Origin of the sequence: Nonomuraea sp. NPDC048892, from assembly GCF_040649735.1 — a bacterium.
Lineage (GTDB): Bacteria > Actinomycetota > Actinomycetes > Streptosporangiales > Streptosporangiaceae > Nonomuraea > Nonomuraea maheshkhaliensis.
The window spans coordinates 169,639-193,745 of the sequence record NZ_JBEZFZ010000013.1 but is presented as its reverse complement, the minus strand read 5'-3'; the positions used below and the strand labels follow the sequence as shown (position 1 = coordinate 193,745).

The 24,107-nt window shown below is 71.0% G+C and carries 24 protein-coding genes, 1 tRNA gene and 1 riboswitch; of the genes, 18 read left to right on the top strand and 7 right to left on the bottom strand.

From position 1 onward, the window contains the following. Positions 1-75: 75 nt before the first annotated feature. A complete protein-coding gene (locus tag AB0C28_RS34985) occupies positions 76-1,782 on the bottom strand; it encodes an ABC transporter ATP-binding protein (RefSeq protein ID WP_357857749.1) in 1,707 nt (568 codons plus the stop codon). 307 nt (positions 1,783-2,089) lie between these two features. Between AB0C28_RS34985 and AB0C28_RS34980 the strand changes: the two genes are divergently transcribed. From AB0C28_RS34980 to AB0C28_RS34965, 4 genes are all read left to right on the top strand, one after another. Then, the gene (locus AB0C28_RS34980; protein WP_358080068.1) at positions 2,090-3,391 is read left to right on the top strand and encodes a DUF4331 domain-containing protein; all 1,302 of its coding nucleotides are present in this window, start codon (positions 2,090-2,092) and stop codon (positions 3,389-3,391) included. A 177-nt stretch (positions 3,392-3,568) separates the two neighbouring features. Beyond that, positions 3,569-4,768, top strand: a complete 1,200-nt coding sequence (locus tag AB0C28_RS34975) for a tetratricopeptide repeat protein (protein ID WP_358080067.1) — start codon at positions 3,569-3,571, stop codon at positions 4,766-4,768. After that, on the top strand, positions 4,765-6,375 hold the full coding sequence (locus AB0C28_RS34970; protein WP_358080066.1) for a High-affinity nickel-transporter: 1,611 nt from the start codon (positions 4,765-4,767) through the stop codon (positions 6,373-6,375). The genes AB0C28_RS34975 and AB0C28_RS34970 overlap by 4 nt, the downstream gene beginning before the upstream one ends. 140 nt (positions 6,376-6,515) lie before the next feature. Further along, positions 6,516-7,307: an SGNH/GDSL hydrolase family protein gene (locus AB0C28_RS34965; RefSeq protein ID WP_357857737.1), complete on the top strand. Its 792-nt coding sequence runs from the start codon at positions 6,516-6,518 to the stop codon at positions 7,305-7,307. A 76-nt stretch (positions 7,308-7,383) separates the two neighbouring features. Here AB0C28_RS34965 and AB0C28_RS34960 read toward each other — a convergent pair whose 3' ends face one another. Beyond that, on the bottom strand, positions 7,384-8,136 hold the full coding sequence (locus tag AB0C28_RS34960) for a hypothetical protein (RefSeq protein ID WP_357857734.1): 753 nt from the start codon (positions 8,134-8,136) through the stop codon (positions 7,384-7,386). Between the two features lie 64 nt (positions 8,137-8,200). After that, positions 8,201-8,905, bottom strand: a complete 705-nt coding sequence (locus tag AB0C28_RS34955) for an FCD domain-containing protein (protein WP_357857731.1) — start codon at positions 8,903-8,905, stop codon at positions 8,201-8,203. A gap of 124 nt (positions 8,906-9,029) precedes the next feature. On the opposite strand from AB0C28_RS34955, the gene AB0C28_RS34950 reads away from it, so the two are divergent. The 7 genes from AB0C28_RS34950 (at position 9,030) to AB0C28_RS34920 (ending at position 16,441) form a co-directional block, all read left to right on the top strand. Further along, complete coding sequence (locus AB0C28_RS34950; protein ID WP_357857728.1) at positions 9,030-10,400, top strand: glutamine synthetase family protein; 1,371 nt, start codon at positions 9,030-9,032, stop codon at positions 10,398-10,400. Between the two features lie 9 nt (positions 10,401-10,409). Further along, the gene (locus AB0C28_RS34945; protein ID WP_357857724.1) at positions 10,410-11,753 is read left to right on the top strand and encodes an aldehyde dehydrogenase family protein; all 1,344 of its coding nucleotides are present in this window, start codon (positions 10,410-10,412) and stop codon (positions 11,751-11,753) included. A gap of 5 nt (positions 11,754-11,758) precedes the next feature. Next, positions 11,759-12,523: a 3-oxoacyl-ACP reductase gene (locus AB0C28_RS34940; RefSeq protein ID WP_357857721.1), complete on the top strand. Its 765-nt coding sequence runs from the start codon at positions 11,759-11,761 to the stop codon at positions 12,521-12,523. Positions 12,524-12,530: 7 nt separating this feature from the next. Continuing rightward, on the top strand, positions 12,531-13,223 hold the full coding sequence (locus AB0C28_RS34935; protein WP_357857718.1) for a gamma-glutamyl-gamma-aminobutyrate hydrolase family protein: 693 nt from the start codon (positions 12,531-12,533) through the stop codon (positions 13,221-13,223). An 82-nt stretch (positions 13,224-13,305) separates the two neighbouring features. Further along, a riboswitch (glycine riboswitch) is annotated at positions 13,306-13,403 on the top strand. Positions 13,404-13,534: 131 nt separating this feature from the next. Beyond that, positions 13,535-14,620: a glycine cleavage system aminomethyltransferase GcvT gene (gene gcvT, locus AB0C28_RS34930; RefSeq protein ID WP_357857715.1), complete on the top strand. Its 1,086-nt coding sequence runs from the start codon at positions 13,535-13,537 to the stop codon at positions 14,618-14,620. Further along, positions 14,617-15,009 (top strand): glycine cleavage system protein GcvH, encoded by a 393-nt coding sequence (gene gcvH / locus AB0C28_RS34925; RefSeq protein WP_346104794.1) that lies wholly within the window; start codon positions 14,617-14,619, stop codon positions 15,007-15,009. The genes gcvT and gcvH overlap by 4 nt, the downstream gene beginning before the upstream one ends. 55 nt (positions 15,010-15,064) lie before the next feature. Then, positions 15,065-16,441: an L-serine ammonia-lyase gene (locus tag AB0C28_RS34920; RefSeq protein ID WP_358080065.1), complete on the top strand. Its 1,377-nt coding sequence runs from the start codon at positions 15,065-15,067 to the stop codon at positions 16,439-16,441. A 20-nt stretch (positions 16,442-16,461) separates the two neighbouring features. Here the strand turns inward: AB0C28_RS34920 and AB0C28_RS34915 are convergent, their stop codons facing one another. Together AB0C28_RS34915 and AB0C28_RS34910 are read right to left on the bottom strand one after the other, a co-directional pair. After that, entirely contained in the window at positions 16,462-16,977 is a 516-nt protein-coding gene (locus AB0C28_RS34915) for a hypothetical protein (RefSeq protein WP_357857709.1), read from the bottom strand. 61 nt (positions 16,978-17,038) lie between these two features. Then, positions 17,039-17,638 (bottom strand): DUF6286 domain-containing protein, encoded by a 600-nt coding sequence (locus tag AB0C28_RS34910; RefSeq protein ID WP_357857706.1) that lies wholly within the window; start codon positions 17,636-17,638, stop codon positions 17,039-17,041. Positions 17,639-17,775: 137 nt separating this feature from the next. Here AB0C28_RS34910 and AB0C28_RS34905 point away from each other — a divergent pair, with 137 nt between their 5' ends. Then, positions 17,776-18,969 (top strand): amino acid deaminase/aldolase, encoded by a 1,194-nt coding sequence (locus AB0C28_RS34905; protein ID WP_357857703.1) that lies wholly within the window; start codon positions 17,776-17,778, stop codon positions 18,967-18,969. Positions 18,970-19,054: 85 nt separating this feature from the next. Here the strand turns inward: AB0C28_RS34905 and AB0C28_RS34900 are convergent, their stop codons facing one another. Continuing rightward, positions 19,055-19,390, bottom strand: coding sequence for a DUF3618 domain-containing protein (locus AB0C28_RS34900; RefSeq protein ID WP_357857700.1), 336 nt, complete (start codon positions 19,388-19,390; stop codon positions 19,055-19,057). Between the two features lie 145 nt (positions 19,391-19,535). On the opposite strand from AB0C28_RS34900, the gene bcp reads away from it, so the two are divergent. The 3 genes from bcp to AB0C28_RS34885 all read left to right on the top strand — a co-directional run bounded on the left by bcp (position 19,536) and on the right by AB0C28_RS34885 (position 20,667). Then, a complete protein-coding gene (gene bcp / locus AB0C28_RS34895; protein WP_358080064.1) occupies positions 19,536-20,009 on the top strand; it encodes a thioredoxin-dependent thiol peroxidase in 474 nt (157 codons plus the stop codon). Positions 20,010-20,119: 110 nt separating this feature from the next. After that, positions 20,120-20,641, top strand: coding sequence for an HNH endonuclease signature motif containing protein (locus AB0C28_RS34890; RefSeq protein ID WP_358080089.1), 522 nt, complete (start codon positions 20,120-20,122; stop codon positions 20,639-20,641). Next, positions 20,595-20,667 (top strand) — tRNA-Leu (locus AB0C28_RS34885). Before AB0C28_RS34890 ends, AB0C28_RS34885 begins: the two co-directional genes overlap by 47 nt. Positions 20,668-20,720: 53 nt before the next feature. On the opposite strand, the gene AB0C28_RS34880 is transcribed toward AB0C28_RS34885, so the two are convergent. Beyond that, complete coding sequence (locus tag AB0C28_RS34880; protein ID WP_358080063.1) at positions 20,721-21,188, bottom strand: hypothetical protein; 468 nt, start codon at positions 21,186-21,188, stop codon at positions 20,721-20,723. A gap of 164 nt (positions 21,189-21,352) precedes the next feature. On the opposite strand from AB0C28_RS34880, the gene AB0C28_RS34875 reads away from it, so the two are divergent. The 3 genes from AB0C28_RS34875 to AB0C28_RS34865 all read left to right on the top strand — a co-directional run bounded on the left by AB0C28_RS34875 (position 21,353) and on the right by AB0C28_RS34865 (position 24,051). Next, positions 21,353-22,540 (top strand): histidine kinase, encoded by a 1,188-nt coding sequence (locus tag AB0C28_RS34875; protein WP_358080062.1) that lies wholly within the window; start codon positions 21,353-21,355, stop codon positions 22,538-22,540. Further along, positions 22,537-23,190, top strand: a complete 654-nt coding sequence (locus AB0C28_RS34870; RefSeq protein ID WP_346104811.1) for a response regulator transcription factor — start codon at positions 22,537-22,539, stop codon at positions 23,188-23,190. Before AB0C28_RS34875 ends, AB0C28_RS34870 begins: the two co-directional genes overlap by 4 nt. A gap of 108 nt (positions 23,191-23,298) precedes the next feature. After that, complete coding sequence (locus AB0C28_RS34865) at positions 23,299-24,051, top strand: ABC transporter ATP-binding protein (protein ID WP_358080061.1); 753 nt, start codon at positions 23,299-23,301, stop codon at positions 24,049-24,051. Positions 24,052-24,107 lie beyond the last annotated feature (56 nt).

Sequence of the window (24,107 nt, the reverse complement as noted above, 5' to 3'; positions counted from 1 at the left end):
GACGACCGGAAGCGGTCTCTGCTGTGAATGAACCCATTCACAGCAGAGACTAACCCGGCGGCGGACCCGCGCCGCTCAGCCGACCAGGAACTGGGTGGCGGCCAGCTCCCGGTAGAGCTCGTCCGCGCCCACCAGCTCCTCGTGCGTGCCGACCGCGCGCACGCCGCCGCCCTCCATCACCACGATGCGGTCGGCGTTGGTCACCGTGGACAGGCGGTGTGCGATGACCAGCACCGTGGTCTCCCTCGCGACCTCGGCGATCACCTCGCGCAGCCGCAGCTCGTTGACCGCGTCGAGCTGCGAGGTGGCCTCGTCGAGCAGCAGCAGCCTGGGCTTGCGCAGCAGCGCCCTGGCGATGGCCACCCGCTGGCGCTCGCCGCCCGACAGCAGCACACCGCGGTGCCCGACCGGGGTGTCGATCCCGTCGGGGAGCCGGGCCACCAGGTCGTCGAGCCTCGTCCGCGCGATGGCCCGGTGCAGCTCCTCCTCCGTGGCGTCACTGGCGGCGAAGAGCAGGTTCTCCCTGAGCGTGCCGGCCAGCACGGGAGCGTCCTGCTCGACGTAGCCGAGCGCGCCGCGCAGCTCACCGAGCGGCCAGTCGCGGATGTCCCGCCCGTCGACGGCGATCGAGCCTGACTGGTGGTCGTAGAAGCGTTCGAGCAGCGCGAACACCGTCGACTTGCCCGCCCCCGACGGCCCGACCAGCGCCGTCAGCCCGCCGGGCGCCACCTCGAAGCTCACGCCGTCGTGCACGAGCGGCCGGTCGTCGCCGTAGCGGAAGACCACGTCCTCGAACCGCACGCCGGCCGGGCGTGCCGCCTGCGGCTCCGCGACGCCGACCGGCTCGGCGGGCAGGTCCTCGATCTCCTTGATCCGCTTCATCGCGGCGAGCCCCTGCTGCAGCTGCACGCCGCCCTGGACCAGCTGCCCGATCGGCGGCACCAGGTAGAACAGGTAGAGCAGGAACGCGATCAGCGACGACACCTCCAGCGTGCCGGAGGAGACCCGCGCGCCGCCGACGCCCAGCACGGCCAGGAACGCGATCTGCACCGCCATCCACGTCGCCACTCCCGCCAGCGACGTCCATCCGGCGACCTGCAGCCCCCGGTCGCGGGCCCGCACGGCCGCGTCGCCGACCACGGCGATCTCCCGCTCCTCCGCGCCGCTGGCCTTGACGGTCCTGTACGCCTGCAGCGCCCGGTCCAGCACCGCGCCCATCTCGCCCACGGCCTCCTGGGCCTGGGTCTGCGCCCGCTGGATCCGCGGCATGATCAGCGCCACCATGCCGCCGATCACCACCACCACGAGCAGCGTCACGAGCAGCAGCACGCCGTCCATGGTCGCCATCAGGACGATGGCCCCCACCAGCATGAACGCCGAGCTGACCGAGTCGACGATGCCGTTGGTCAGCACGGCCCGCAGCAGCGTCGTGTCACCGGTCACCCGCGACAGCAGGTCGCCGGGCTTGAGCCGGTCCACGTCCGCGACCTTGAGGCGCAACATCCGGTCCACCAGGTTCCGGCGGGCGCCGAGCACGATGCCCTCGCCCGTGCGTTCCATCAGGTAACTTCCCCCGGCCGAGACGACCGCCCCGACGAGCACCGCCGCGGTCAGCCCGAGTAACGGCGCCGCCATCGACCCGGTCTGTCCGAAGGCGTCCACCACGTACTTGGCCAGCAACGGCATCGCCAGACCCGCCGCCGAGCCGATCAGGCCCAGCAGCCCGCCCACGAGCAGGATCTTCCGGTGCGGGCGCACATAAGCCAGCAGTTCCCTGAGCACCACAGCTCCTCTCACGACATTTCTCGATTCACTCCAACGAACGGAACCCCGGGATCCGCACCGCCAGGACAACGTCAACTTAGATTGACGACTTAAGTATGTCAACTTTGGTTGACACTCATTCTCAAGGAGGAGACCGACATCCGCGGGCGGGCCACGGACGAATAGGGCGTCGAGGAATCCCGGCCGGAACCTCGCAAGTCACGAACAGCCCTTCCCGAAAGGACCGAACATGGAGCTCCGGACCAACCGGCGCGCTCTTGTCGGAATCGGCCTGGCCGCAGCCGTCGCTGTGTCGTCCCTAGCCGTGCTCCGCACAGACTCCGGCATCGCTTCCTCGCACCGCGAGGCCCCGATGATCTCGGGCGACCCGCAGCATGACAACACCGACGTGTACGCCTTCGTGAGTCCCGACAAAGCGGACTCCGTGACCTTGATCGCCAACTGGATCCCGTTCGAGGAGCCCAACGGCGGCCCGAACTTCTACCCGTTCGCAGTCAAGTCACGGCACAACATAAAGATCGACAACGATGGTGACGCCAAGACCGACATCACCTACGAGTGGACGTTCCGCAACGAGGACAAGCGCGGCAACGACACGTTCCTCTACAACAACGGCCCCGTCACCTCGCTGAACGACCCCAACCTGCTCTTCCGCCAGCGCTACACGCTCAAGCGGATCACCCCGGGCGGCTCCAGGACGCTGGTCGACGACGGCATCGTCGCGCCGAGCAACGTCGGACGCGCCTCCATGCCCGACTACGGCACCCTGCGCAACCAGTCGATCAAGAGCCTGCCGAACGGCGGCAAGACGTTCGCCGGGCAGTCGGACGAGGCGTTCTTCCTCGACCTGCGCGTCTTCGACCTCCTCTACGGCGGCGACCTGTCCGAGGTCGGTCAGGACACCACCAAGGGCTACAACGTCAACACCGTGGCCCTCCAGGTGCCCGCCAAGGACCTCGCGCTCAAGGGCGACCCCAAGCGCAACCCCGTGATCGGCGTCTGCTCGACCACCGACAAGTTCAACGGCAACTCCTTCGTGCAGGTCTCCCGCCTGTGCAACCCGCTGGTGAACGAGGTCGTCGCCCCCGCCGGGCTGAAGGACGCCTTCAACGCCCTCGACCCGTCGAAGGACGCCGACGTGCAGCCCCTGGTCGACCGGGTCACCGACCCCGAGGTGGCCAGGCTGCTGCAGAAGATCTACGGGATCAAGGCTCCGGCGACCCCGCGCAACGACCTGGTCGAGATCTTCCTGACCGGCATCGCCAAGCAGAACGGCCCCATCAAGGCCGACCTGAACTCGCAGGTGCTCAACAAGGACGCGGGCAAGCTGCGCCCCTCGGAGATGCTGCGGCTGAACATGGCGGTCCCGCCGTCCAAGTCCCCCAACCGGCTCGGCGTCCTCGGCGGCGACCTCGCGGGCTTCCCGAACGGCCGCCGGCTCGCCGACGACGTCGTGGACATCGAGCTGCAGGCCGTGGCCGGCGCCGCGCTGACCGGCAAGCTCGTGCCCGGGCTGACGGACAAGGTGGACAGGAACGACAAGCCGTTCGGGCAGACGTTCCCGTACATCCCGCTGCCGAGCAACGTGGCAGTGAACCAGCGCTGACCCGCCTGACCGGCCGGTTCCTCTCCAGACCGGCCGGTTGCCCCGGCGGCAGGCCCCGTCTCCCATCGCCTGCCGCCAGCAGAAAGGGCCGACCGGCCGCGCCCCCCGTCACGGCCGGTCGGCCCCACCTTCCGACCCCGGAGCCCGACCCGGGAGCCCGACCCTGGAGCCTTGGACATGCGTGCCTTCGCGATATTCGCCGGTCTCGCCCTCGTCGGGGCGATGCTGTTCACGATCTTCACCTTCACGGCCTCGCCCGAGCCACTGCCGGTGGCGGACGCGCAGCGCCGCGAGACGTTGCAGGAGCGGCTCAAGCGGCTGCCCGGTGACTTCCGCGGCTGGGCGCAACTCGCCTCCCAGTACGTGGACCAGGCCCGGGTCACCGGCGACCCGGCGTACTACAGCAAGGCGGAAGGCGCGCTCGCCACGGCCGCCCGGCTGAACGACCGCGACGACGCCGTCCTCACCGCCCAGGCGGCGCTGGCCGCCGGCCGGCACGAGTTCACCGACGCGGTACGGCTGGCCGAACGCGCCATCGCGGCCAACCCGTACGGCGTGGCGGCGTACGGCGTGCTGGCCGACGCGAAGACCCAGCTCGGCGACCTGCGCGGGGCACAGCGGGCCGTGGACCGGATGATGGACCTGCACCCCGGCGTCCCCGCCTTCACCCGCGCCTCCTACGCGGCCGAGCTGCGCGGCGACCTCGACAAAGCCCGCAAATATCTCGAATACGCGCACAACGACGCCTGGACGCCCGCCGACGTCGCCTACGCCCGCTACTACCTGGGCGAACTGGCCCTGCACTCGGGCGACCTCAAGACCGCGGCCGACTGGTACGGCAAGGCCCTCACGGCCTACCCCGCCTACACGCCCGCCCTCGCCGGCCAGGCCAGGGCGACGGCGCTCGGCGGCCGGCTCACCGAGGCACTCGGCCTGTACGAGCGCGTGGTCGAACGGCTCCCCCTCCCCCAGTACCTCATCGAGCAGGGCGAGACCCGGATCAAGGCCGGTCAGCGGGCCGACTGGACGCTGCTCGAAGCCCAGCGCAAGCTCTTCGCGGCGGCGGGCGTGCGCGACGACCTGACGTGGGCCGAGTTCGAGGCCGACCACGGCGACCCGGCCAAGGCCGTACGGCACGCCAGGGCCGAATACGCGCGCAACCCCAACCTCGTCGCCGCCGACGCCCTGGCCTGGGCCCTGTTCAAGGCGGGCGAGCCGGCCGAGGCGCTCGAATACGCCGAGCGGGCCACCGCGACCGGCTGGCACAACCCGCTGCTCGCCTACCACCGCGCCGTGATCGAGCGGGCTCTCGGCCGCTCGGCGCGGGTGGATCCGGCCTTCGACCCGACGCTTTCCGCACTGGCGAGGTTCTCATGAGAGCGGTCCTGCTCGCTCTGCTGTCCGTCGCGACGGGCCTGCTGCTGTCCCTCGGCGCGACCCTCCTGCCCGCCTCCGCCCACGCGCAGACGCCCGTCTCGGCCGCCCATGCGGAGACGCTGGCTCATCCGCTCGGCCGGTTCACCGTCAACCACTACAACGGCCTGCGGGTCTCGGCTACGGCCGTGCGCAACCTCGCCGTCGTGGACCTGGCCGAGCTGCCGACCCTCCAGGCCGAGCCGGACGTGGACGCCGCCTACCCGGCCCGCCGCTGCGCCGCCCTGGCCGCCGCCCAGCGGCTTGAGGTGGCCGGGCGGACGGTGCCGTGGCGCGTGGAGGGCTCCTCCTTCACCTACGCCCCCGGCGAGGGCGGCCTGCGGACCAGCCGCCTGTCCTGCCGGCTCGTGGGCGACGTCCGCGCCTCGGGGGCCGTGACGTTCACCGACGGGTTCGAGCAGGACAGGATCGGCTGGCGCGAGATCACCGCCGCCGGCGACGGGGTGGCCCTGACCGGCTCCTCCGTGCCCGCCCGCAGCATCAGCCAGGAGCTGCGGTCCTACCCCGACGACCTGCTCACGGCCCCGCTCGACCAGCGGACGGCCACCTTCACGGTCTCCGGCCCCCTCTCCAGTCTCGGCTTTCCCCGCACCGCTGCCCCCGGCCAGTCCGGTACTTCCGGCGGCGGCGCAGTGCCCGGCGGGGTCGAGATCGGCGGGCCGATCGGGGACGCCCTGGCCGCGCTGGACCGGACGTTCACCGGCCTGATCGGCTCGGAGACGCTGACCGTGCCGCTGGGCCTGCTGGCGGTGGCGCTGGCCGTGGTGCTCGGGGCCGGGCACGCCCTCATCCCCGGGCACGGCAAGACGATCATGGCCGCGTACCTGGCGGGCCGGCGCGGGCGCCCGCGCGACGCGCTCGTGGTGGGCGCGACGGTGACGGCCACGCACACGGCGGGCGTGCTGGTGGTGGGGCTGCTGCTGACCGTGTTCACGGCGCTGGCCGGGGAGTCGGTGCTGGCCTGGCTGGGGGTGGCCAGCGGCGTGCTGATCGCCGTCATCGGCCTGCGCCTCCTCCAGAACACCCGCCACGGCCGTACGTACGGTCATGGGCATGGGCATGGGCATGGGCACCGTCACGGTCACGGACATGCGCACGGGCACGGACACGGACACGGACACGGACACGGCCATGGTCATAGCGACGACAGCACCCAGCAGCACGACCACGACCAGGGCGAGCACGGACACAGCCACGACCACGACCACGACCACGAACAGCATCGCTCCAAGCGCCGCGGCCTGATCGGGCTCGGGGTGGCGGGTGGTCTCGTGCCCAGCCCTTCGGCCCTGATCGTCCTGCTCGGCGCCATCGCCCTCGGCCGGACCTGGTTCGGCGTCGCGCTGGTCACCGCGTACGGCGTCGGCATGGCCGCCACCCTCACGATCACCGGCCTGCTCCTGGTCAAACTCGTGGACCGGCTGGAGCGGCGCGCCTCGGCCGGTCGCCGCCTGGCCGCCAGGCTGTCGGGCCTCGCCCCGATGGGCACGGCCGCCATGGTCGTCCTCCTCGGCGCGGGCCTGGCCCTGCGCTCCGTGGTCGCTCTGTAGCCCCGTCCAACCCCCGTCCAACCCCCGCCTGACCCCCGCCTGGCACCCGCGGGCGCCCACCGCTTATGGTGCCTGCGTACCGCGCGGACGCCGGAGGAGCGCTCGGCCGGGGCACGCGAGCGCATCGGGAAGGGGCCCTCATGACCGCCTACACGCGTTACGTCGCGCTCGGGGACAGCCAGACCGAGGGCCTGGGCGACGGCGACGACGTCAACGGCCACCGCGGCTGGGCCGACCGCCTGGCCGAGCACCTGGCCCGCGCCGACCCGGAGCTCCGCTACGCCAACCTGGCCGTCCGCGGCCGGGTGGCCGCGCAGATCAGGGCCGAGCAGCTGGACGCCGCGCTGGCGCTGCGGCCCGACCTGGTCACGGTCATGGCGGGGATGAACGACATCATCCGTCCCGGCTTCGACGCCGCCGCGGTGGCGGGGGTGGTGGAGGAGATGTTCGCCGCGCTGACCGGGGCGGGCGCGCACGTGGTCAGCGTGACGTTCCCCGACATCGGCAAGATCGCCCCGATGGCCCGGCCACTAGTGCCCCGGGTGCTCGACCTCAACGAGCGCATCCGCGCCGCCGCCGCCAGGCACGGGGTCACGCTGGTGGACACGTTCGCGATGGAGTTCGTCACGGACGCGCGGATGTGGGGCGTGGACCGCCTGCACGCGAGCCCGGCCGGTCACGCCCGCATCGCCGCCGCCATGGCGCACGCGCTGGGGCTGGCCGGCAGCGACGACTCGTGGATGCTGCCCTTCCCGCCGCTGCCTCCGGCGGCGCGGTGGCGGGTGGCGGCGGGCGAGGTGCGCTGGCTGGCCACGTTCGCGGGGCCGTGGATGGCGCGCCGCCTGCGCGGCCGCTCCTCGGGCGACGGCCGCACGGCCAAACGCCCGGACCTCATCCCATGGGTTCAGCCGGTCTCCGGCACACAGGGATAGCCGCTGCGGGACGGCCGCTACGGGATGGCCGCTTCGTGTGCCCGCGCCCGCCGGGACAGCCGCTACGGGACAGCCGCTACGTGTGCCGGCGCCCGCGCCGGGTGGACGGCAGATCGTGCCGCCCGGAGAGGAACTCCTGGAACGCGATCTTCGCTTTGATCACCGGCCGCCGTAACCTCTCCTCCCGGCGCACCGCCCTGGCCACCTTGCGCGGCGAGCCCTTGCCGAAGAACCAGTGGGCCCACGGCGAGCCCGGCCGCGCCAGCCGGATCGCGCCGACCAGCAGCATGGGCGGCACGAAGAGCCCCGCCATGCCGGTCCAGATCTTGCCCTTGAGCAGCGTGACGACGGCGAGCACCAGGTTGGCCACGATCAGCATGGCCGGGTTGACCGGGGTGCCGTAGTTCCAGGTGAGAGGGCGCAGGCCGATGAGGAGCAGGCCGGTGACGGCGACCGCGATGAAGACGGCGTCCACCGAGGTGCGGCCCTCCTCCTCCCAGTAGACGTCGTGCAGGTGCAGGATCAGCGCGAACTCGTCCAGCACCAGCGCCGACCCGACGCCGAACACGGAGGCCGCGGCGGCGGTGCCGATCTGCGAGCCGGGCGAGACGATGAGGGCGACGCCGCCGATCAGCATGAGCACCACGCCGAAGACCACGTGGTGGATGTGCATCTCGCCCACGTTGACGTTGCGGAACCAGCCGATCTTCGCCCTGATCAGGCGCACGTTGATGCGGGTGGCGATGAAGGCGACGATGAGCATGACGAAGTAACAGAACAGCGGCAGCCGTCCTGTGGAGATGATGCTCTGCTGAAACCAGTTCTGCATGGCCTTGGGTTCGATGGTACGAGCCGCGCGCCCCTTCCAGGCCCCATTGCCCGATCATGGCCGGTCAGGAGAGGAATGCCCGCAGCAGCGCGGCCGTCCCGTCCAGGTGTTCGGTGACGGCTCTCCTGGCCGCGTCGGGGTCGGCGGCGAGGATGGCGTCCACGATGGCCTGGTGCTGGACGGCGGCGTGGTCGAGGTTGACCTGGAGCATCGGGATGGCGTTGAGCAGGTCGCTGATCCTGGAGCGGGCGTCGGCGCACGTGGTGGCGAGCAGGGCCGAGCCGGTGAGCTCCGCGATGGACAGGTGGAAGGCGGTGTCGAGGCGGCGGTAGTCGTCCAGCCCGGCCTGGTTGAGCTCGGCGAGCCGGCGGACGAGGACGGCCTTCCTGTCGTCGGTGAGCTCGCAGGTGGCCAGGACCTGCGCCGCCCCGCACTCCACCGCCAGCCGGAACGTGAGCGCGTCCGACAGCTCGTCCTGGCCCATCTTCCTGAGGGCCTGGCGCAGGTCGCCGGCGTCGGGCTTGGGCGGGACGTAGGTGACGAACGCGCCGCCGTAGCGGCCCCTGCGTACGTCGAGATAGCCCGCGTCGGACAGGGCGCGGATCGCCTCGCGCAGCGTCACCCTGCTGATGCCGAGCCGCGCGGCCAGCTCGCGCTCGGCGGGAAGTTTGTCGCCCGGAGCGACCACGCCGAGTTTGATCGCCTGGAGCAGCCGTTCCACGGTCTCCTCGAAGGCGTTGCCGGCCCTGACCGGCCGCAACACCGTCATCAAGCGCGCCGACTCGTCCAACGTGTCCTCAGGTCTTGACAAGCGATCGTGGCATGCACATCAATGGTCTGAGACTAGCCCAATCAACGGGTGAGCGCGTCAGGCCAGATCGGAGCGACGTAGCGTGAGCGGACGAGCGAGCACCGGGTTCCTTTCCGTCGCCGAGCTGCGCGACGAGGTGGCGGACGGGCGGATCGACACCGTGCTCCTCGCGATCGCCGACATGCAGGGCAGGTTGCAGGGCAAGCGGCTGTCGGCGCGGTATTTTCTCGAAGAGGTGCTGCACCACGGCTCCGAGGGCTGCAACTACCTGCTCGCGGTCGACGTGGACATGAACACCGTGCAGGGATACTCGATGTCGTCCTGGGAGCGCGGTTACGGCGACTTCGTGATGAAGCCCGACCTCGCGACGCTGCGCCGGGTGCCGTGGCACGAGGGGACCGCGATGCTGATGGCCGACCTGACCTGGGAGGACGGCGCCGAGGTGACCGCCTCGCCGCGCCAGATCCTGCGCCGGCAGCTCGCCCGCCTGGGCGACCGGGGGCTGGCCGCGTACGTGGGCACCGAGCTGGAGTTCGTCGTCTACGACGACAGCTACGAGGACGCCTGGCGCCGGGGATATCGGGATCTTTCGCCCGCCAACCTCTACAACGTGGACTACTCGCTGCTCGGCACGGCCCGCGTCGAGCCGCTGCTGCGCCGGATCAGGCGCGACATGGAGGGCGCGGGCCTGTACGTCGAGTCCGCCAAGGGCGAGTGCAACCTCGGCCAGCACGAGATCGCCTTCCGCTACGCCGAGGCGCTGGCCACCTGCGACAACCACGCCATCTACAAGAACGGCGCCAAGGAGATCGCGGCCCAGGAGGGCCGTTCGATCACCTTCATGGCCAAGCCGAACCAGCGTGAGGGCAACTCCTGCCACGTGCACATCTCCCTCCGCGGTGAGGACGGCGAGCTCGTCATGGCGGGCGAGGGACCCTACGGGCTCTCACCGCTCGGCGCCCGCTTCATCGCCGGGCAACTGGCGTGCATGCGGGAGCTGACCCTCTTGTACGCCCCCAACGTCAACTCCTACAAGCGCTTCGTCCCCGGCAGCTTCGCCCCCACGGCGGTCAAGTGGGGCGTGGACAACCGCACCTGCTCGCTCAGGCTCGTCGGCCACGGCCCGTCGCTGCGGGTGGAGAACCGGGTGCCGGGCGGCGACGTGAACCCGTACCTGGCGGTGGCGGCGCTGATCGCGGCCGGCCTGCACGGCATCGACGCCGAGCTGCCGCTGGAGGACCCGTGCCCCGGCAACGCCTACGTCAGCGGGGCCGAGACCGTGCCCCACACGCTGCGCGACGCGCTGGCCCTGTTCGAGGGGTCGAAGCTGGCCAAGGAGGCGTTCGGGGAGGACGTGGTCGACCACTACGCGAACAACGCGCGGGTGGAGCTGGCCGCGTACGACGCGGCGGTGACGGACTGGGAACTGTTCCGTGGTTTCGAGCGGATGTGACGGGGGCGCATGAAGATCGTAAATCCGGCCACCGAGGACGTCCTGGCCGACGTCGAGCTCTGCGACGCGGCCGAGGTCGACCGGGCCGTGGAGCGTGCCAGGAAGGCGTACGCGACGTGGCGTGAGGTGGCCCCGGGCGACCGGGCGCGGCTGCTGCGCCGCTTCGCCGACCTGGTGGACGCGCACGGCGAGGAGCTGGCGGGGCTTGAGCTGGCCAACGCCGGCCACACCGTCGCCAACGCCCGCTGGGAGGCCGGCAACGTCCGCGACGTACTGCACTTCTACGCCGGGGCGCCTGAGCGCGACCACGGCAAGCAGATCCCGGTGCCCGGTGGGGTGAACCTGACGTTCCAGGAGCCGATGGGCGTCGTGGGGATCATCGTGCCGTGGAACTTCCCGATGGTGATCATGACGTGGGGCATGGCCCCGGCTCTGGCGGCGGGCAACACCGTGATCGTCAAGCCGGCCGAGTGGACTCCGCTGACCGCGCTGAGGCTGGCCGAGCTGGCCCTGGCGGCGGGCCTCCCCGAGGGGGTGCTCCAGGTGCTGCCTGGGGCAGGGGAGGTCGCGGGAGCCCGCCTGGTCGAGCACCCCGACGTGGCGAAGATCGTGTTCACCGGCTCGACCGAGGTGGGCAAGGAGATCGCGGCCAAGGCGGCGCGCCAGGTCAAGCGGGTCACGCTGGAGCTGGGCGGCAAGTCGGCGAACATCGTCTTCGCCGACGCCGACCTGGACAAGGCCGCCCGCACCGCCCCCTGCGCCGTCTTCGACAACGCCGGCCAGGACTGCTGTGCCCGGTCGAGGATCCTCGTCCAGTCGTCCGTGTACGACGCATTCATGGCCCTGCTCGCCCCGGCCGTCCAGGACGTCAAGGTCGGCGACCCGCGTGACGAGAGCACCGAGATGGGCCCGCTGATCAGCGCCGAGCACCTCGACCGGGTCCGCGGCTTCGTCGAGGGCACCCCCTGGCTGCAGGGCTCCTGCCCCCAGGGCAAGGGCTTCTGGTTCCCGCCGACGGTGCTGACCCCCGAGCTGACGGACCGCGCGTTCACCGAGGAGATCTTCGGCCCGGTCGTGTCGGTGGTCAGGTTCGAGGACGAGGCGCAGGCCGTGCGGATCGCCAACGACACCCCCTACGGCCTGAGCGGCTCGATCTGGACCCGCGACGTCGGCCGGGCGCTGCGCGTGGCCAGGGCGGTCGAGTCGGGCGCGCTGTCGGTCAACTCCCACTCCTCCGTCCGCTACTGGACCCCGTTCGGCGGCTTCAAGCAGTCCGGCCTCGGCAGGGAGCTCGGCCCGGACGCCCTGGCCGCCTTCACCGAGACCAAGAACGTCTTCATCTCATCGGAGTGACACACATGCAGCGGTTGCAGGATCGGGTGGCGGTCATCACCGGCGCGGGCGGCGGCATCGGGCTGGCCACGGCCCGCCGCTTCGCCGAGGAGGGCGCCAAGGTGGTCTGCGCGGACATCGACGAGGAGGCGGGGGTCAAGGCCGCGACCGAGGTCGGCGGCCTGTTCGTACGGGCCGACGTGACCAGCGAGGACGACGTCGTGCGGATGTTCGCCACGGCGCACGACACCTACGGCAGCGTGGACATCGCCTTCAACAACGCCGGCATCTCGCCGCCCGACGACGACTCGATCCTGGAGACCGGCATCGACGCCTGGCGCCGCGTCCAGGAGGTGAACCTGACCAGCGTCTACCTGTGCTGCAAGCACGCGATCCCGTACATGCGCCGCCAGGGCAAGGGCTCGATCATCAACACCGCGTCCTTCGTGGCGGTGATGGGCTCGGCCACCTCGCAGATCTCCTACACCGCGTCCAAGGGCGGGGTGCTGGCGATGTCGCGGGAGCTGGGCGTGCAGTTCGCCAGGGAGGGCATCAGGGTCAACGCCCTGTGCCCGGGACCGGTGAACACGCCGTTGCTGCGGGAGTTGTTCGCCAAGGATCCCGAGCGGGCGGCGCGGCGGCTGGTGCACGTCCCCGTGGGCCGCTTCGCGGAGGCGTCGGAGATCGCGGCGGCGGTGGCGTTCCTGGCCAGCGACGACGCCTCGTTCATCACCGGCAGCGAGTTCCTGGTGGACGGCGGCATCTCCGGTGCCTACGTCACACCGCTCTAAGGGGGTCATGGTGCGTCGTCCCGTCATCGGCATCACCTGTTACGTCGAGCCCGCCTCGTTCACGGTGTGGCAGGACACGACGGCCGCGCTGCTGCCGTACGCGTACGTGGAGCAGGTCGTGCGGGCCGGCGGCCAGCCGGTCGTGCTGCCTCCGGCCGGCGCGCCCGCCTCCGTCGTGCGCGGCCTGGACGGGCTGATCCTGGCCGGGGGCGGCGACATCGACCCGGCCAGGTACGGCGCCGCCCCGCACGAGCGGATCGGCTACGTCAGGCGGTTCCGCGACGAGGCGGAGTTCGCCCTGCTCGCCGCGGCCCTGGACGCCGGGCTGCCCTACCTGGGCATCTGCCGCGGCCTCCAGGTGCTCAACGTGGCCCTGGGCGGCAGCCTGCACCAGCACCTGCCCGACGTGGTCGGCCACACGGACCACTGCCCAGGGCCCGGCCGGTTCGGCGACCTGCCGGTGAACGTCGTGCCGGGCACCCGGCTGGCGAAGGCATTGGGCGAGGAGCCGGTGGCGGTCCCGCACTACCATCACCAGGCCGTCGATCGCCTGGCCCCCGGCCTGGCGGTCACGGCCACGAGCGCCGACGGCACGATCGAGGCCGTCGAGCTGGACGCGGCTTTCGTGGTGGCCGTGCAGTGGCACGCGGAGATGGCGGAGGGCCACGCGTTGTTCGACGCGCTGGTGTCCGCCTGCTGAGACGCGTGCGCCGGCGGCGGGTCACGACTGCCCTGGACGCGACAACGACCCCCGGACGGCACTAGGCTGGCGGCAATCACCGACGCATCGTGCGGGAGAGCACCCTGACAGCCGGTCAGGGTCCCTGAAGGAGCAAGCCCTCCCCGCAAACCTCTCAAGGCAAAGGACCGCACGGCTAAGGGTGACCTCTGGAAAGCAGGCCCATGGGCCTCGCCGAAGGTGAAAGTCCGGCAAAAGTCGGGCGAAGCTCTCAGGCATCGATGACAGAGGGGGAGGATCCTGGCATCCAACCCTGTCCTGAGGTGCGACCAATGTCCCGACCGACACCGCTACGAGACGTTCACGAGAGCCTCGGCGCCACGCTCACCGACTTCGCGGGCTGGCTCATGCCGCTCCGGTACGGCAGCGAGTCCGCGGAGCACAAGGCCGTGCGCGAGGCGGCCGGGCTGTTCGACCTGTCCCACATGGGAGAGATCTTCCTGACCGGGCCGCAGGCCGGCCAGGCGCTGGACCACGCGCTGGTCGGGCATCTGTCGGCGCTGGCGCCCGGGCGGGCGCGCTACACCATGATCGTGGACGAGCGCGGCGGGGTGCTCGACGACCTCATCGTCTACCGGCTCGGGGACGAGGAGTTCATGGTCGTGGCCAACGCCTCGAACTATGAAAAAGTCGGAAATGAGCTGACAATTCGCTCTAAAGCGTTCGATGTGGTCGTCGAGGATCGGTCCGACCAGTACGCGCTGATCGCCGTCCAGGGGCCCCGCTCGCAGGAGATCCTGGCCACGCTCACCGACGCCGACCTCGCCGGGCTCAAGTACTACGCCGGGCTGCCCGGCGTGGTGGACGGCCGGCAGGCCCTCATCGCCCGTACCGGCTACACCGGCGAGGACGGGTTCGAGCTGTTCGTCGCCAACGACGACGCGGTGCCGCTGTGGCACGCCCTCACGGCGGCCGGGGAGCCGTACGGGCTCAAGCCCGCCGGCCTGTCCAGCCGCGACACGCTCAGGCTCGAAGCCGGCATGCCCCTGTACGGCAACGAGCTGCACGCCGGGCTCACCCCGTTCGACGCGGGGCTGGGCCGGGTGGTGAAATTCGACAAGCCCGGTGACTTCGTCGGCAGGGCGGCGCTCGAGGCGGTCAAGGACGACACGCCGCGACGCCGGCTCGTCGGCCTGGTCGCGCGGGGCCGCCGGGTGCCGCGCCACGGTTACCCGGTCACGAAAGACGGCGCCGTCGTCGGCGTGGTCACCAGCGGCGCGCCTTCCCAGACCCTGGGCAAGCCGATCGCGATGGCCTACGTGGACACCGGCGCGGAAACAGGCCTGGCCGTGGACATCCGGGGCAGCCATGAACCTATGGACGTGGTCGAGCTGCCCTTCTACAGGAGGAACAAGTGAGCAACATCCCTGACGACCTGAGCTACACCAAGGAGCACGAGTGGGTGGCCGGCCTCGAAGACGGCCTCACCGTGACCGTCGGCATCACGGCCTTCGCCGCCGAGGCCCTTGGTGATGTCGTCTACGTGCAGCTCCCCGAGGTCGGCTCGACCATCGAGCGGGGCGACTCCGTCGGCGAGGTGGAGTCGACCAAGTCCGTCAACGAGATCTACGCGCCGGTCGGCGGCGAGATCGTGGAGGTCAACCAGGCCGTCGTGGACGACCCCGGCCTGGTGAACAGCGACTCCTACGGCGAGGGCTGGATGTTCAAGGTGCGCGTGGAAGGCGACACCGAAGAGCTGCTGACGCCCGAGGAGTACACAGCGCTCACCAAGGGCAGCGAGTCCTGACCCACCGCCGGGGCCCGCACGGCCGGGCCCCGGCCCCTAAGAAGGGCGCACATCAATGGCGATCAGCGTCTTCGACCTGTTCAAGATCGGTATCGGACCGTCCAGCTCCCACACCGGCGGCCCGATGGCCGCCGCGCACAAATTCGCCCGCGGCCTGCACGAGGACGGCCTGCTCGACCGGGTGGCCCGGGTCGAGACCATCCTGTACGGCTCGCTCGGCCTGACCGGCAAGGGCCACGGCAGCGACAAGGCGGTCCTGCTCGGCCTGTCCGGCGAGAAGCCCGAACTGGTGGACGTGGACAGCGTCGAGGCCCGCATCGCCGCGATGCGCGAGTCCGGCACGCTCAAGCTCTACGGCACGCACGAGATCCCGTTCGTCGTCGGCGAGCACCTCGTCTTCGAACGCAAGATCTCGCTGCCGGAACATCCCAACGGCATGCGCTTCACCGCCTACACCGCCTCCGGCGAGCCGATCAGGGAGAAGGTCTACTTCTCGGTCGGCGGCGGCTTCGTGGTGGACGAGAAGGCCACCGGCGCCGACCGCATCAAGCCCGACGACACCGTGCTGCCCTTCCCGTTCACCACCGGCGAGGAGCTGCTCAAGCACTGCTCCAACACGGGCCTGTCGATCTCCGCCCTCATGCTGGAGAACGAGCAGGCGTTCGGCCGCACCGAGGAGCAGATCCGGGAGGGCCTGCTCAACCTGTGGCGGGTGATGTCCGAGTGCGTGCGCCGCGGCATCTCCAAGGAGGGCGTCCTGCCCGGCGGCCTGAAGGTCAAGCGCCGCGCCAACCAGCTGCACCGCCGCCTGCAGTCGGAGCCGGCCGAGAAGGACCCGCTCCAGGCCATGGACTGGGTGACGCTCTTCGCCCTCGCCGTCAACGAGGAGAACGCCGCCGGCGGCCGCATCGTCACCGCCCCCACCAACGGCGCCGCCGGCATCATCCCCGCCGTCCTGACCTACTACACCCGCTTCGTCCCCCACGCCGACGACGAGGGCGTGGTCCGCTTCCTGCTGACGGCCGGCGCGATCGGCGTGCTGTTCAAGGAGAACGCCTCGATCTCCGGCGCGGAGGTGGGCTGCCAGGGCGAGGTGGGCTCGGCCTGCTCCATGGCCTCCGCCGGCCTCACCGAGGTGCTCGGCGGCACCCCCGAGCAGGTGGAGAACGCCGCCGAGATCGGCATCGAGCACAACCTGGGGCTGACCTGCGACCCGATCGGCGGCCTGGTCCAGATCCCGTGCATCGAGCGCAACGCGGTCGCCTCCAACAAGGCCATCACCGCCGCCAGGATCGCCCTGCGCGGCGACGGAAAGCACTACGTGGCGCTCGACAAGGCCATCAAGACGATGCGCATCACCGGGCAGGACATGCTGGACAAGTACAAGGAGACCTCACGCGGCGGCCTGGCCGTCAACGTGATCGAGTGCTGACCGGGCGGCGACCCGGCCTTTCAACGTGATCGGGCACCGGCCGGGCGGCGGACGTGCAGCCGTACGACGGCGGGGGCCTCGTCATCGCGGACCTCCCGCCGGATCCGGCCGACGATGTCGCCGTCCAGCTTGCCCACCACCGCGCCCACGTCGGCCGCCGCCGGGCAGGTCAGGGAGATGCGCAGCCCGTCCTCGGCGACCCTGACCCCCGCCCGGCCCAGCCCCTCCACGCCCTTGAGGCCCACGAAGAGCATGGCCGTGCCCGTGCCGTTGGGTGTGCCCCTGCGGCCCCAGCCCAGGCACAGCAGCAGCCAGCGCAGGCAGACCAGGGTCAGCAGCAACAGGCCCAGGGCCAGGAACCACAGCGGCCACGGCTCCTCCGCCAGCGTCCGGTACGCCTGCGCGGGCAGCACCCTGGCGCCCGGCGGCAGGCCGAGGAAACGGTCCTCGCCGCGCAGCCACGCGTACGCGCCGAGGCCCAGCAGCGTCGCCCCGACGATCGCCAGCCCGACCCGATTCCCGGTGTACTGACGCATCAGACGTACCTCCCACTGTCCCGGCAGATCACACGGCGCCCCCGCCGTACCGGAGAGCCCATCACGCGGACCTCCTGCGCAGACGCACCACGACCTCGCCCGTCCCTAGGGTGCCCACGCCCGCCAGACGGTCCCCCACCGCGACCCCGACCTGCCGCAACATCTGGCCCGAGCTCTCCGCGCTCGTCACGACCGTGACCTCGATGGTGCGCCGGCGCAGGCGTACCCGGGCCTTGTCCACCCCCGCCACCTGCTGGGCGGCGGCGCGGAGCGTGCGGCGCAGTCCTGAGCGGGTGATCCCGATGACGATCAGTGGGTCGGACGTCTCCACCGGCACCGTCCTCGACCGGCCCGGCACGACCGCGAGCAGCAGCATCAGCACGCCCGCCCCCGACATGACCAGGGACGGCGTGGCGAGCTCCGGCCACGTGCTCTTCGTGGCGAGATCGACCGCCTCGTTCACCGGCACCCAGCCGAGCGGCGCGCCGAGCAGCCCCGAGACCACCTCGGCCGCGGTCACCCCCAGCCCGGCGGCCAGCGTCAGCGCGACCAGGGCCCCCGGAACGGTACGCGCCGGCCGCAACGCCCTGTTCGCCCGGCGCAGCCCGGTGTGCCGCGGGGTGACGGCGGCACCGGGCAGTATCTGCTGAAGCGTGGTCATCACAACGACAGACGTACATGGATCCCGCATGACCTGAACCGCGCCCTCGCCGCCCATTTGCCCGATCATTACGGGGACGGCGATCAACACGAACAAGCCTCATATTCATTTGCCCGATATGTCGTTACGCTGCTGGTATGGATGACCGCCAGCGCTACGACAGAGCCACAGCGGCCCTGGAAGCGCCGTTCGCGATCCTCGACCTGGCGGCCATGCGCGCCAACGCCGCCGACCTCGTCCGCCGCGCCGCCGGCAAGCCCATTCGGGTCGCCAGCAAATCCATCCGCAGCCGGGCGGTCCTCGAACGTGTCCTGGCCATGGACGGCTTCCGCGGCATCATGGCCTTCACCCTGCCCGAAGCGCTCTGGCTGGCCGGCCACGGCTTCACCGACATCCTCGTCGCCTACCCCACCGCCGACCGGCACGCCCTCGCCACCCTGGCCGCCGACCAGGACGCCGCCCGGCGGATCACCGTCACCATCGACTCGGCCACCCACCTCGACTTCATCGACGCCGCCGTGGCCCACGTGCACCCGCGCGCCGAGCTCAGGACCTGCCTCGACATCGACGCCGGCTACCTCGCCCTCGGCGGACGGTTCAGGGCCGGCGCGCTGCGCTCCCCCGTCCGCGAGCCCGACCAGGCCGCCGACCTGGCCGCCGGCATCGCCAAGCGGCCCGGGTTCCGGCTGGCCGGGCTGATGGCGTACGAGTCGCAGATCGCCGGCCTCGGCGACGACCCGCCAGGCAACGCCGTCTACACCCGCCTCATCCGGCTCATGCAGGCCCGCTCCGCCAGGGAGCTCATCGTCCGGCGCGGCCGCGTCGTGAACGCCGTACGCCAGTACACCGACCTCGAATTCGTCAACGGCGGCGGCACCGGCTCCGTGGAACGCACCGTACGCGAGAAGGCCATCACCGAGGTGGCGGCCGGCTCAGGGCTCTTCCACCCCAGGCTGTTCGACTTCTACCGCCGCTTCACCGGCCGGCCGGCCGCCCTCTTCGCCCTGCCCGTGGTCCGCCGGCCCGACATGGAGACGGTGACCGTACTCGGCGGCGGCTACCCGGCCTCCGGCTCGGCCGGGCCCAGCCGGCTGCCCCAGCCGTACCTGCCCGCCGGCCTGCGCTACGCGCCCGACGAGGGCGCGGGCGAGGTGCAGACCCCGCTCATCGGCCAGGCCGCCGCGGAGCTGCGGATCGGGGATCGGGTGTGGTTCAGGCACGCCAAGGCGGGCGAGCTGTGCGAACGCTTCGACGCCCTCCACCTCGTGGACGGCGACACCCTGGTCGAGACCGTGCCGACGTACCGAGGCGAGGGCCAGACCTTCCTCTGACCCCCGGAGCACGTCAACTGGCCCCCGGAGCACGTCACCCGCTCAACGACCGACCCCAGGAACGCGTGAACCGCTCAACGACGAGTCAACGACGATTGCGCCTGCGCCGCCACAGCACGACGGCCGCCCCCACGACCAGCACCGCGCCCACCGCGATCAGCACAGGACCCATGTCGGGCCGCTCGTCCTCCCAGACCCGATCCGGCTCCTCCCCGTCGTACGGCACCGGCCGAGGCGTCACCCCCAGCGCGTCACCCACGGACGCCACGAAGTTCCCCGCCCTGATCTTGACGTCCGCCACCGTACGCTCGGCGACCCGCTTGGGGCTCACCCGGTCGGCAATGGCGTCGACCGTCTGCGCCAACTCCGCGCGCGTCCGCGCGATCCGCCGCTCCAGCTCGTCGGGATCGGTGTCAGCCATGGCTCTCCTTTCGACCGTACGCGTGCCCGGCGCCGCGTGCCGTGCTGGGCTTCGTCCGTTCTGGGTGATCAGTCTGTCAGGTCGGCACGCCGTACGGCACGGCGGCCAGGCCGGTAGGTTGGCGGGGAGAACTCAGGAGGGCCAATTGACCGAAACCAAGCTCGCGCCCGGCGACGCCGCGCCCGAGTTCACGCTACCCACCGCCGACGGCGGCACCGTCTCCCTGGAGACCTACCGCGGCAAGCGGGTGATCCTCTATTTCTACCCCGCCGCGATGACCCCCGGCTGCACCAAGCAGGCCTGCGATTTCCGCGACAGCCTCGACCAGCTCACCGCCGAGGGTTTCGTCGTCCTCGGCGTGTCGAAGGACAAGCCGGCCAAGCTGACCAAGTTCGCCGAGCGCGACGCGCTGACCTTCCCCCTGCTGTCCGACCCCGACCTCACCATCCACCAGGCCTACGGCGCGTACGGCACGAAGAAGCTGTACGGCAAGGAGGTCGTGGGCGTCATCCGCTCGACGTTCGTCATCGACGGGGACGGAAAGGTGGAGCAGGCCCTCTACAACGTGAAGGCGACGGGCCACGTGGCCTCACTCAAGAAGAAGCTCGGCCTCCTCTGACCCGACGGGCCCTCCATTCCCGGAGGGCCCGCAAAGGCGACATTCTCCGCATGCTCGCAGCGATTTCCCGGCCGCGGGAAAACGTCGGAGTCGTTCTCTAGGCTCGCGTCGTGGCCGCGTACATCAAGTATTCCCGCGAGTCGCTCGCCGAGGCCGCCGCGGAGTCGCGTAGCGTCGCCGACGTGCTCAGGCGCCTCGGGATCAAGTGGACCGGGGGCAGCCACGCCCACATCAGCCGGCGGCTCAAGCACTTCGGCATAGACACTTCTCACTTCGTCGGCCAGGCCCACGGCAAAGGGCGGCGTTCCGCGACCGCGCGCTCCTACCAGGAAGTTCTGGTGACGCGCCCGCCCGGTTCCATTCGCGAGAAGGCGCCGATTCTCCGCCGCGCTCAGGCCGAAGCAGGGGTCCCGTACACGTGCGCAGGCTGTAAGATTGGCGGCACGTGGCAGGGAAGGCCGCTGACGCTCCATGTCGACCACATCAGTGGCGACTGGCTCGACAATCGAATGGAGAATCTCCGCTTCCTGTGCCCGAATTGCCATTCCCAGACCGAAAATTTCGCGGGCAAGGGAAAGGTGAAAAGGGGTCGTAGCCCAATGGCAGAGGCGCAGTCTTTAGGTGGCTGTTAGTGTGGGTTCGAATCCCACCGGCCCTACATTTCTTCTTTCATGACGTCCTGGCGGGGGCCGGGGCCGTGGTTTTGAGAGGCTAGTCGTCGTCCTCGTCGAAAGAGTCGGGGTCGTCGACGCGGGGTGGTGGGGCGACGCAGGAGAACGCGTCGTCCGTGCGGTAGCAGCCCCGGTTCATGCGTTCCGGCATGCGCAGGCCGTCCGGGGCGCGCCAGCGGTTCTCGTGTTCGAGCCACCCGTCGAACCGGTCGTGGTCGTGGTCGGTGGCCGAGGCGACGGTGAGGCCGCCGAGGAGGCCGCCGGCGATCAGGCCGGCGACGGCCGCGGCCGTGATCTGGGTTCGTCGGCGGCGGAAGAAGCCACCGGAAGAAGAGGGAGGCGGTTCTTCCCAGCTGGAGGCGATCGGCTGGGTGGGTGGGAGGTCGGCGTACGGGCGGTCCGCCTGTTCCCCGTATCTGAGCTGGGCCGGCTCGCGCGGCTCCTGGGTCGGGTCGCGCGGCGCTTCCTCTTCGCCGCGCGACCCGGCGTCTCGATCATGATCCGCCATCACGATCTCCCTTTACTCGCCCACGAAGGGCGCTCCCGGTAATGAAGGATGCCAAACTCACCGTAAGCCCCGCGTAAGGGCAAAGCCATGTAAGACCTGGGTCGTACCCGGACTTCACCCTCCAGGCGGACCAAGGCCGCGCCGGGCCTACATATCGTGATGATGTGTTCGGGAGCGTACGGGCGTGGTCCAGGCGCCACGAGAAGCTGGCGGCCGCCGCCAGTGTGGCCCCTCTGGCGCTGTTGTGCGCCCTGCTGGCGGTGCCGTACGCGCTGAACGGGCCTCCACCAGGCGCCGCTCAGGACGGGAGCCCCTATCTCGGCGCGGCCGGTTACCTGGCCCTGTCGGCGGCGCTGCTGGCGCCGCTGGCGTGGCGGAGCCGGCCGCTGGGCTGCTTCGCCACCGTCTCGCTGATCAGCTTCGGCCAGTGGCTGGCGGGGGTGAACCCGCTGCCCGCCAACCTGGCGGTGCTGGTGGCGCTCTGGGCGGTGGCCTACCGGTGCTCGTTCCGCTGGGCGCTGGCGGCGGGGCTGGTGGCGGAGGTGGGGGTGTTCCTGGCGCTGGTCCACTGGTCGGATCCGACGTTCGGGATGTTCTTCAGCGGTTCGGTCTTCGTGGTGACGGTCTGGCTGACCGGCCTGTACGCCAACACCCGCAGGCGTTACCTGGAGAGCCTGGAGGAGCGGGCCGAACGGGCGGAGCGCGAGCGCGACCAGCAGGCCAGGATGGCCGCCGCGGCCGAGCGGGCCAGGATCGCCAGGGAGCTGCACGACGTCGTGGCCCACAACGTGAGCGTGATCGTGGTGCAGGCCGACGGCGCGGGTTTCGCCATGGACCGCGACATCGAGCAGGCCAGGCTGGCGGTCAAGACCATCTCCAAGACCGGCCGCGCGGCCCTGGCCGAGATGCGCAGGCTGGTGGGGGTGCTGCGGGAGAACGAGATCGCGAGCACCGACTACACCCCGCAGCCGGGTCTGGGCCAGTTGGAGGAGCTCGTCCGCGGCTCGGCCGTGCCCGCCCGGCTGAGCGTCGACGGGGTGCCGGCCGAGCTGCCCGAGGGCCAGCAGCTGGCCGTCTACCGCATCGTCCAGGAGGCCCTGACGAACGCGCTCAAGCACGGCGGCCCCGGCGTCCGGGCCAGCGTGGAGATCGACTACAGCGGCCCCGAGCTGGTCGTGCGGGTGGTGGACGACGGCCGGGGCGCGGCGGCTCCGGTGAGCTCCGACGGGCACGGCCTGATCGGGATGCGCGAGCGGGTCGGCATGTATGGCGGCGCCGTGTCGGCGGGCCCCCGGCAGGGTGGCGGGTTCGAGGTGCTGGCCAGGTTGCCGATGACGAAGGAGGCGGCGTGATCCGGGTGATGCTGGTCGACGACCAGGAGCTGTTGCGGGCCGGGTTCAGGATGGTGCTGGGCGCGCAGCCGGACATCGAGGTGGTGGCCGAGGCCGCCGACGGCGCCACGGCGCTGGAGATCCTGCGCGGCACCGAGGTGGACGTGGTGCTCATGGACGTACGCATGCCGTCCATGGACGGGCTGGAGGCCACCCGGCGCATCGACGGGCCCAAGGTGCTGATCCTGACCACGTTCGACCTGGACGAGTACGCCTTCGCCGCGGTCAAGGCGGGCGCGGCCGGGTTCCTGCTGAAGGACGTGCCGCCGGACGACCTGGTCAGCGCCATCAGGACGGTGCACGCGGGCGAGTCGGTGGTCTCGCCCAGCACGCTGCGGCGGCTGCTCGACCGCTTCGCCGCGCAACTGCCCGCCGAGGAGCCGGTGCGTTCGGCGGCCGAGCTGACGCCGCGCGAGCGCGAGGTGCTGCTGATGGTGGCGCGCGGCCTGTCCAACATGGAGATCGCGGGCCGCCTGGAGGTGGCGGAGGCGACGGTGAAGACGCATCTGGGGCGGGTGCTGGCCAAGCTGGGGCTGCGGGACCGGGCGCAGGTGGTGGTGTACGCGTACGAGGCCGGTCTGATCGTGCCCTCTCCTCGGCCGAAAGTCTGACCGGGGTCATCTGCCGGCGCAGCTGAAGTCCCTCCTCAGGGCCCATGAATCACGAAATTTCCACTCCTAGCGTGGGGCGCGTTGAAATTTCGCGTACGAGGAGTGAACGTGACGCTCACCGAGACCCGCCGCCAGGCCCCGCCCGCCGTCGTGGCCACCGATCTGTCCAAGGTGTACGGCTCCGGCGACGCCCGGGTGCACGCCCTGCGCGGCGTGACCGTGTCCTTCGCCACGGGGGCGTTCACCGCCATCATGGGGCCGTCCGGCTCGGGCAAGTCGACGCTGATGCACTGTCTGGCCGGCCTCGACGCCGCCACGTCCGGCACCGTGCGCATCGGCGACGCGGAGCTCACGGGGCTGACCGACCGGCAGCTCACGCTGCTGCGCCGGGAGCGGATCGGCTTCGTCTTCCAGGCGTTCAACCTGCTGCCCACGCTGACGGCCGAGCAGAACATCCGCCTGCCGCTGGACATCTCCGCCCGCCTGGCCGACCAGGCGCTGTTCGACCGGGTCATCGAGACCGTCGGGCTGAAGGACCGGCTCGGGCACCGGCCGGGCGAGCTGTCCGGCGGCCAACAACAGCGGGTGGCGGTGGCCAGGGCGCTGATCAGCAAGCCCGCGGTCATCTTCGCCGACGAGCCCACCGGGAACCTGGACTCGCGCAGCGGCGCCGAGGTGCTGTCGTTCCTGCGCGCGTCCGTGCGCGAGCTGGGCCAGACCATCGTCATGGTCACGCACGACCCGGTGGCGGCCGCGTACGCCGACCGGGTGGTGTTCCTGCGTGACGGCGAGCTCGTCACCGAGGTCAGCGCTCCGACGCCGCAGTCCGTTCTGGACACCCTCGTCCGGCTGGAGGCGTGACGTGCTGAGCCGTGAGATGCGGACGCGTGACGTGCGGACGATCGCGCTCGCCGGAG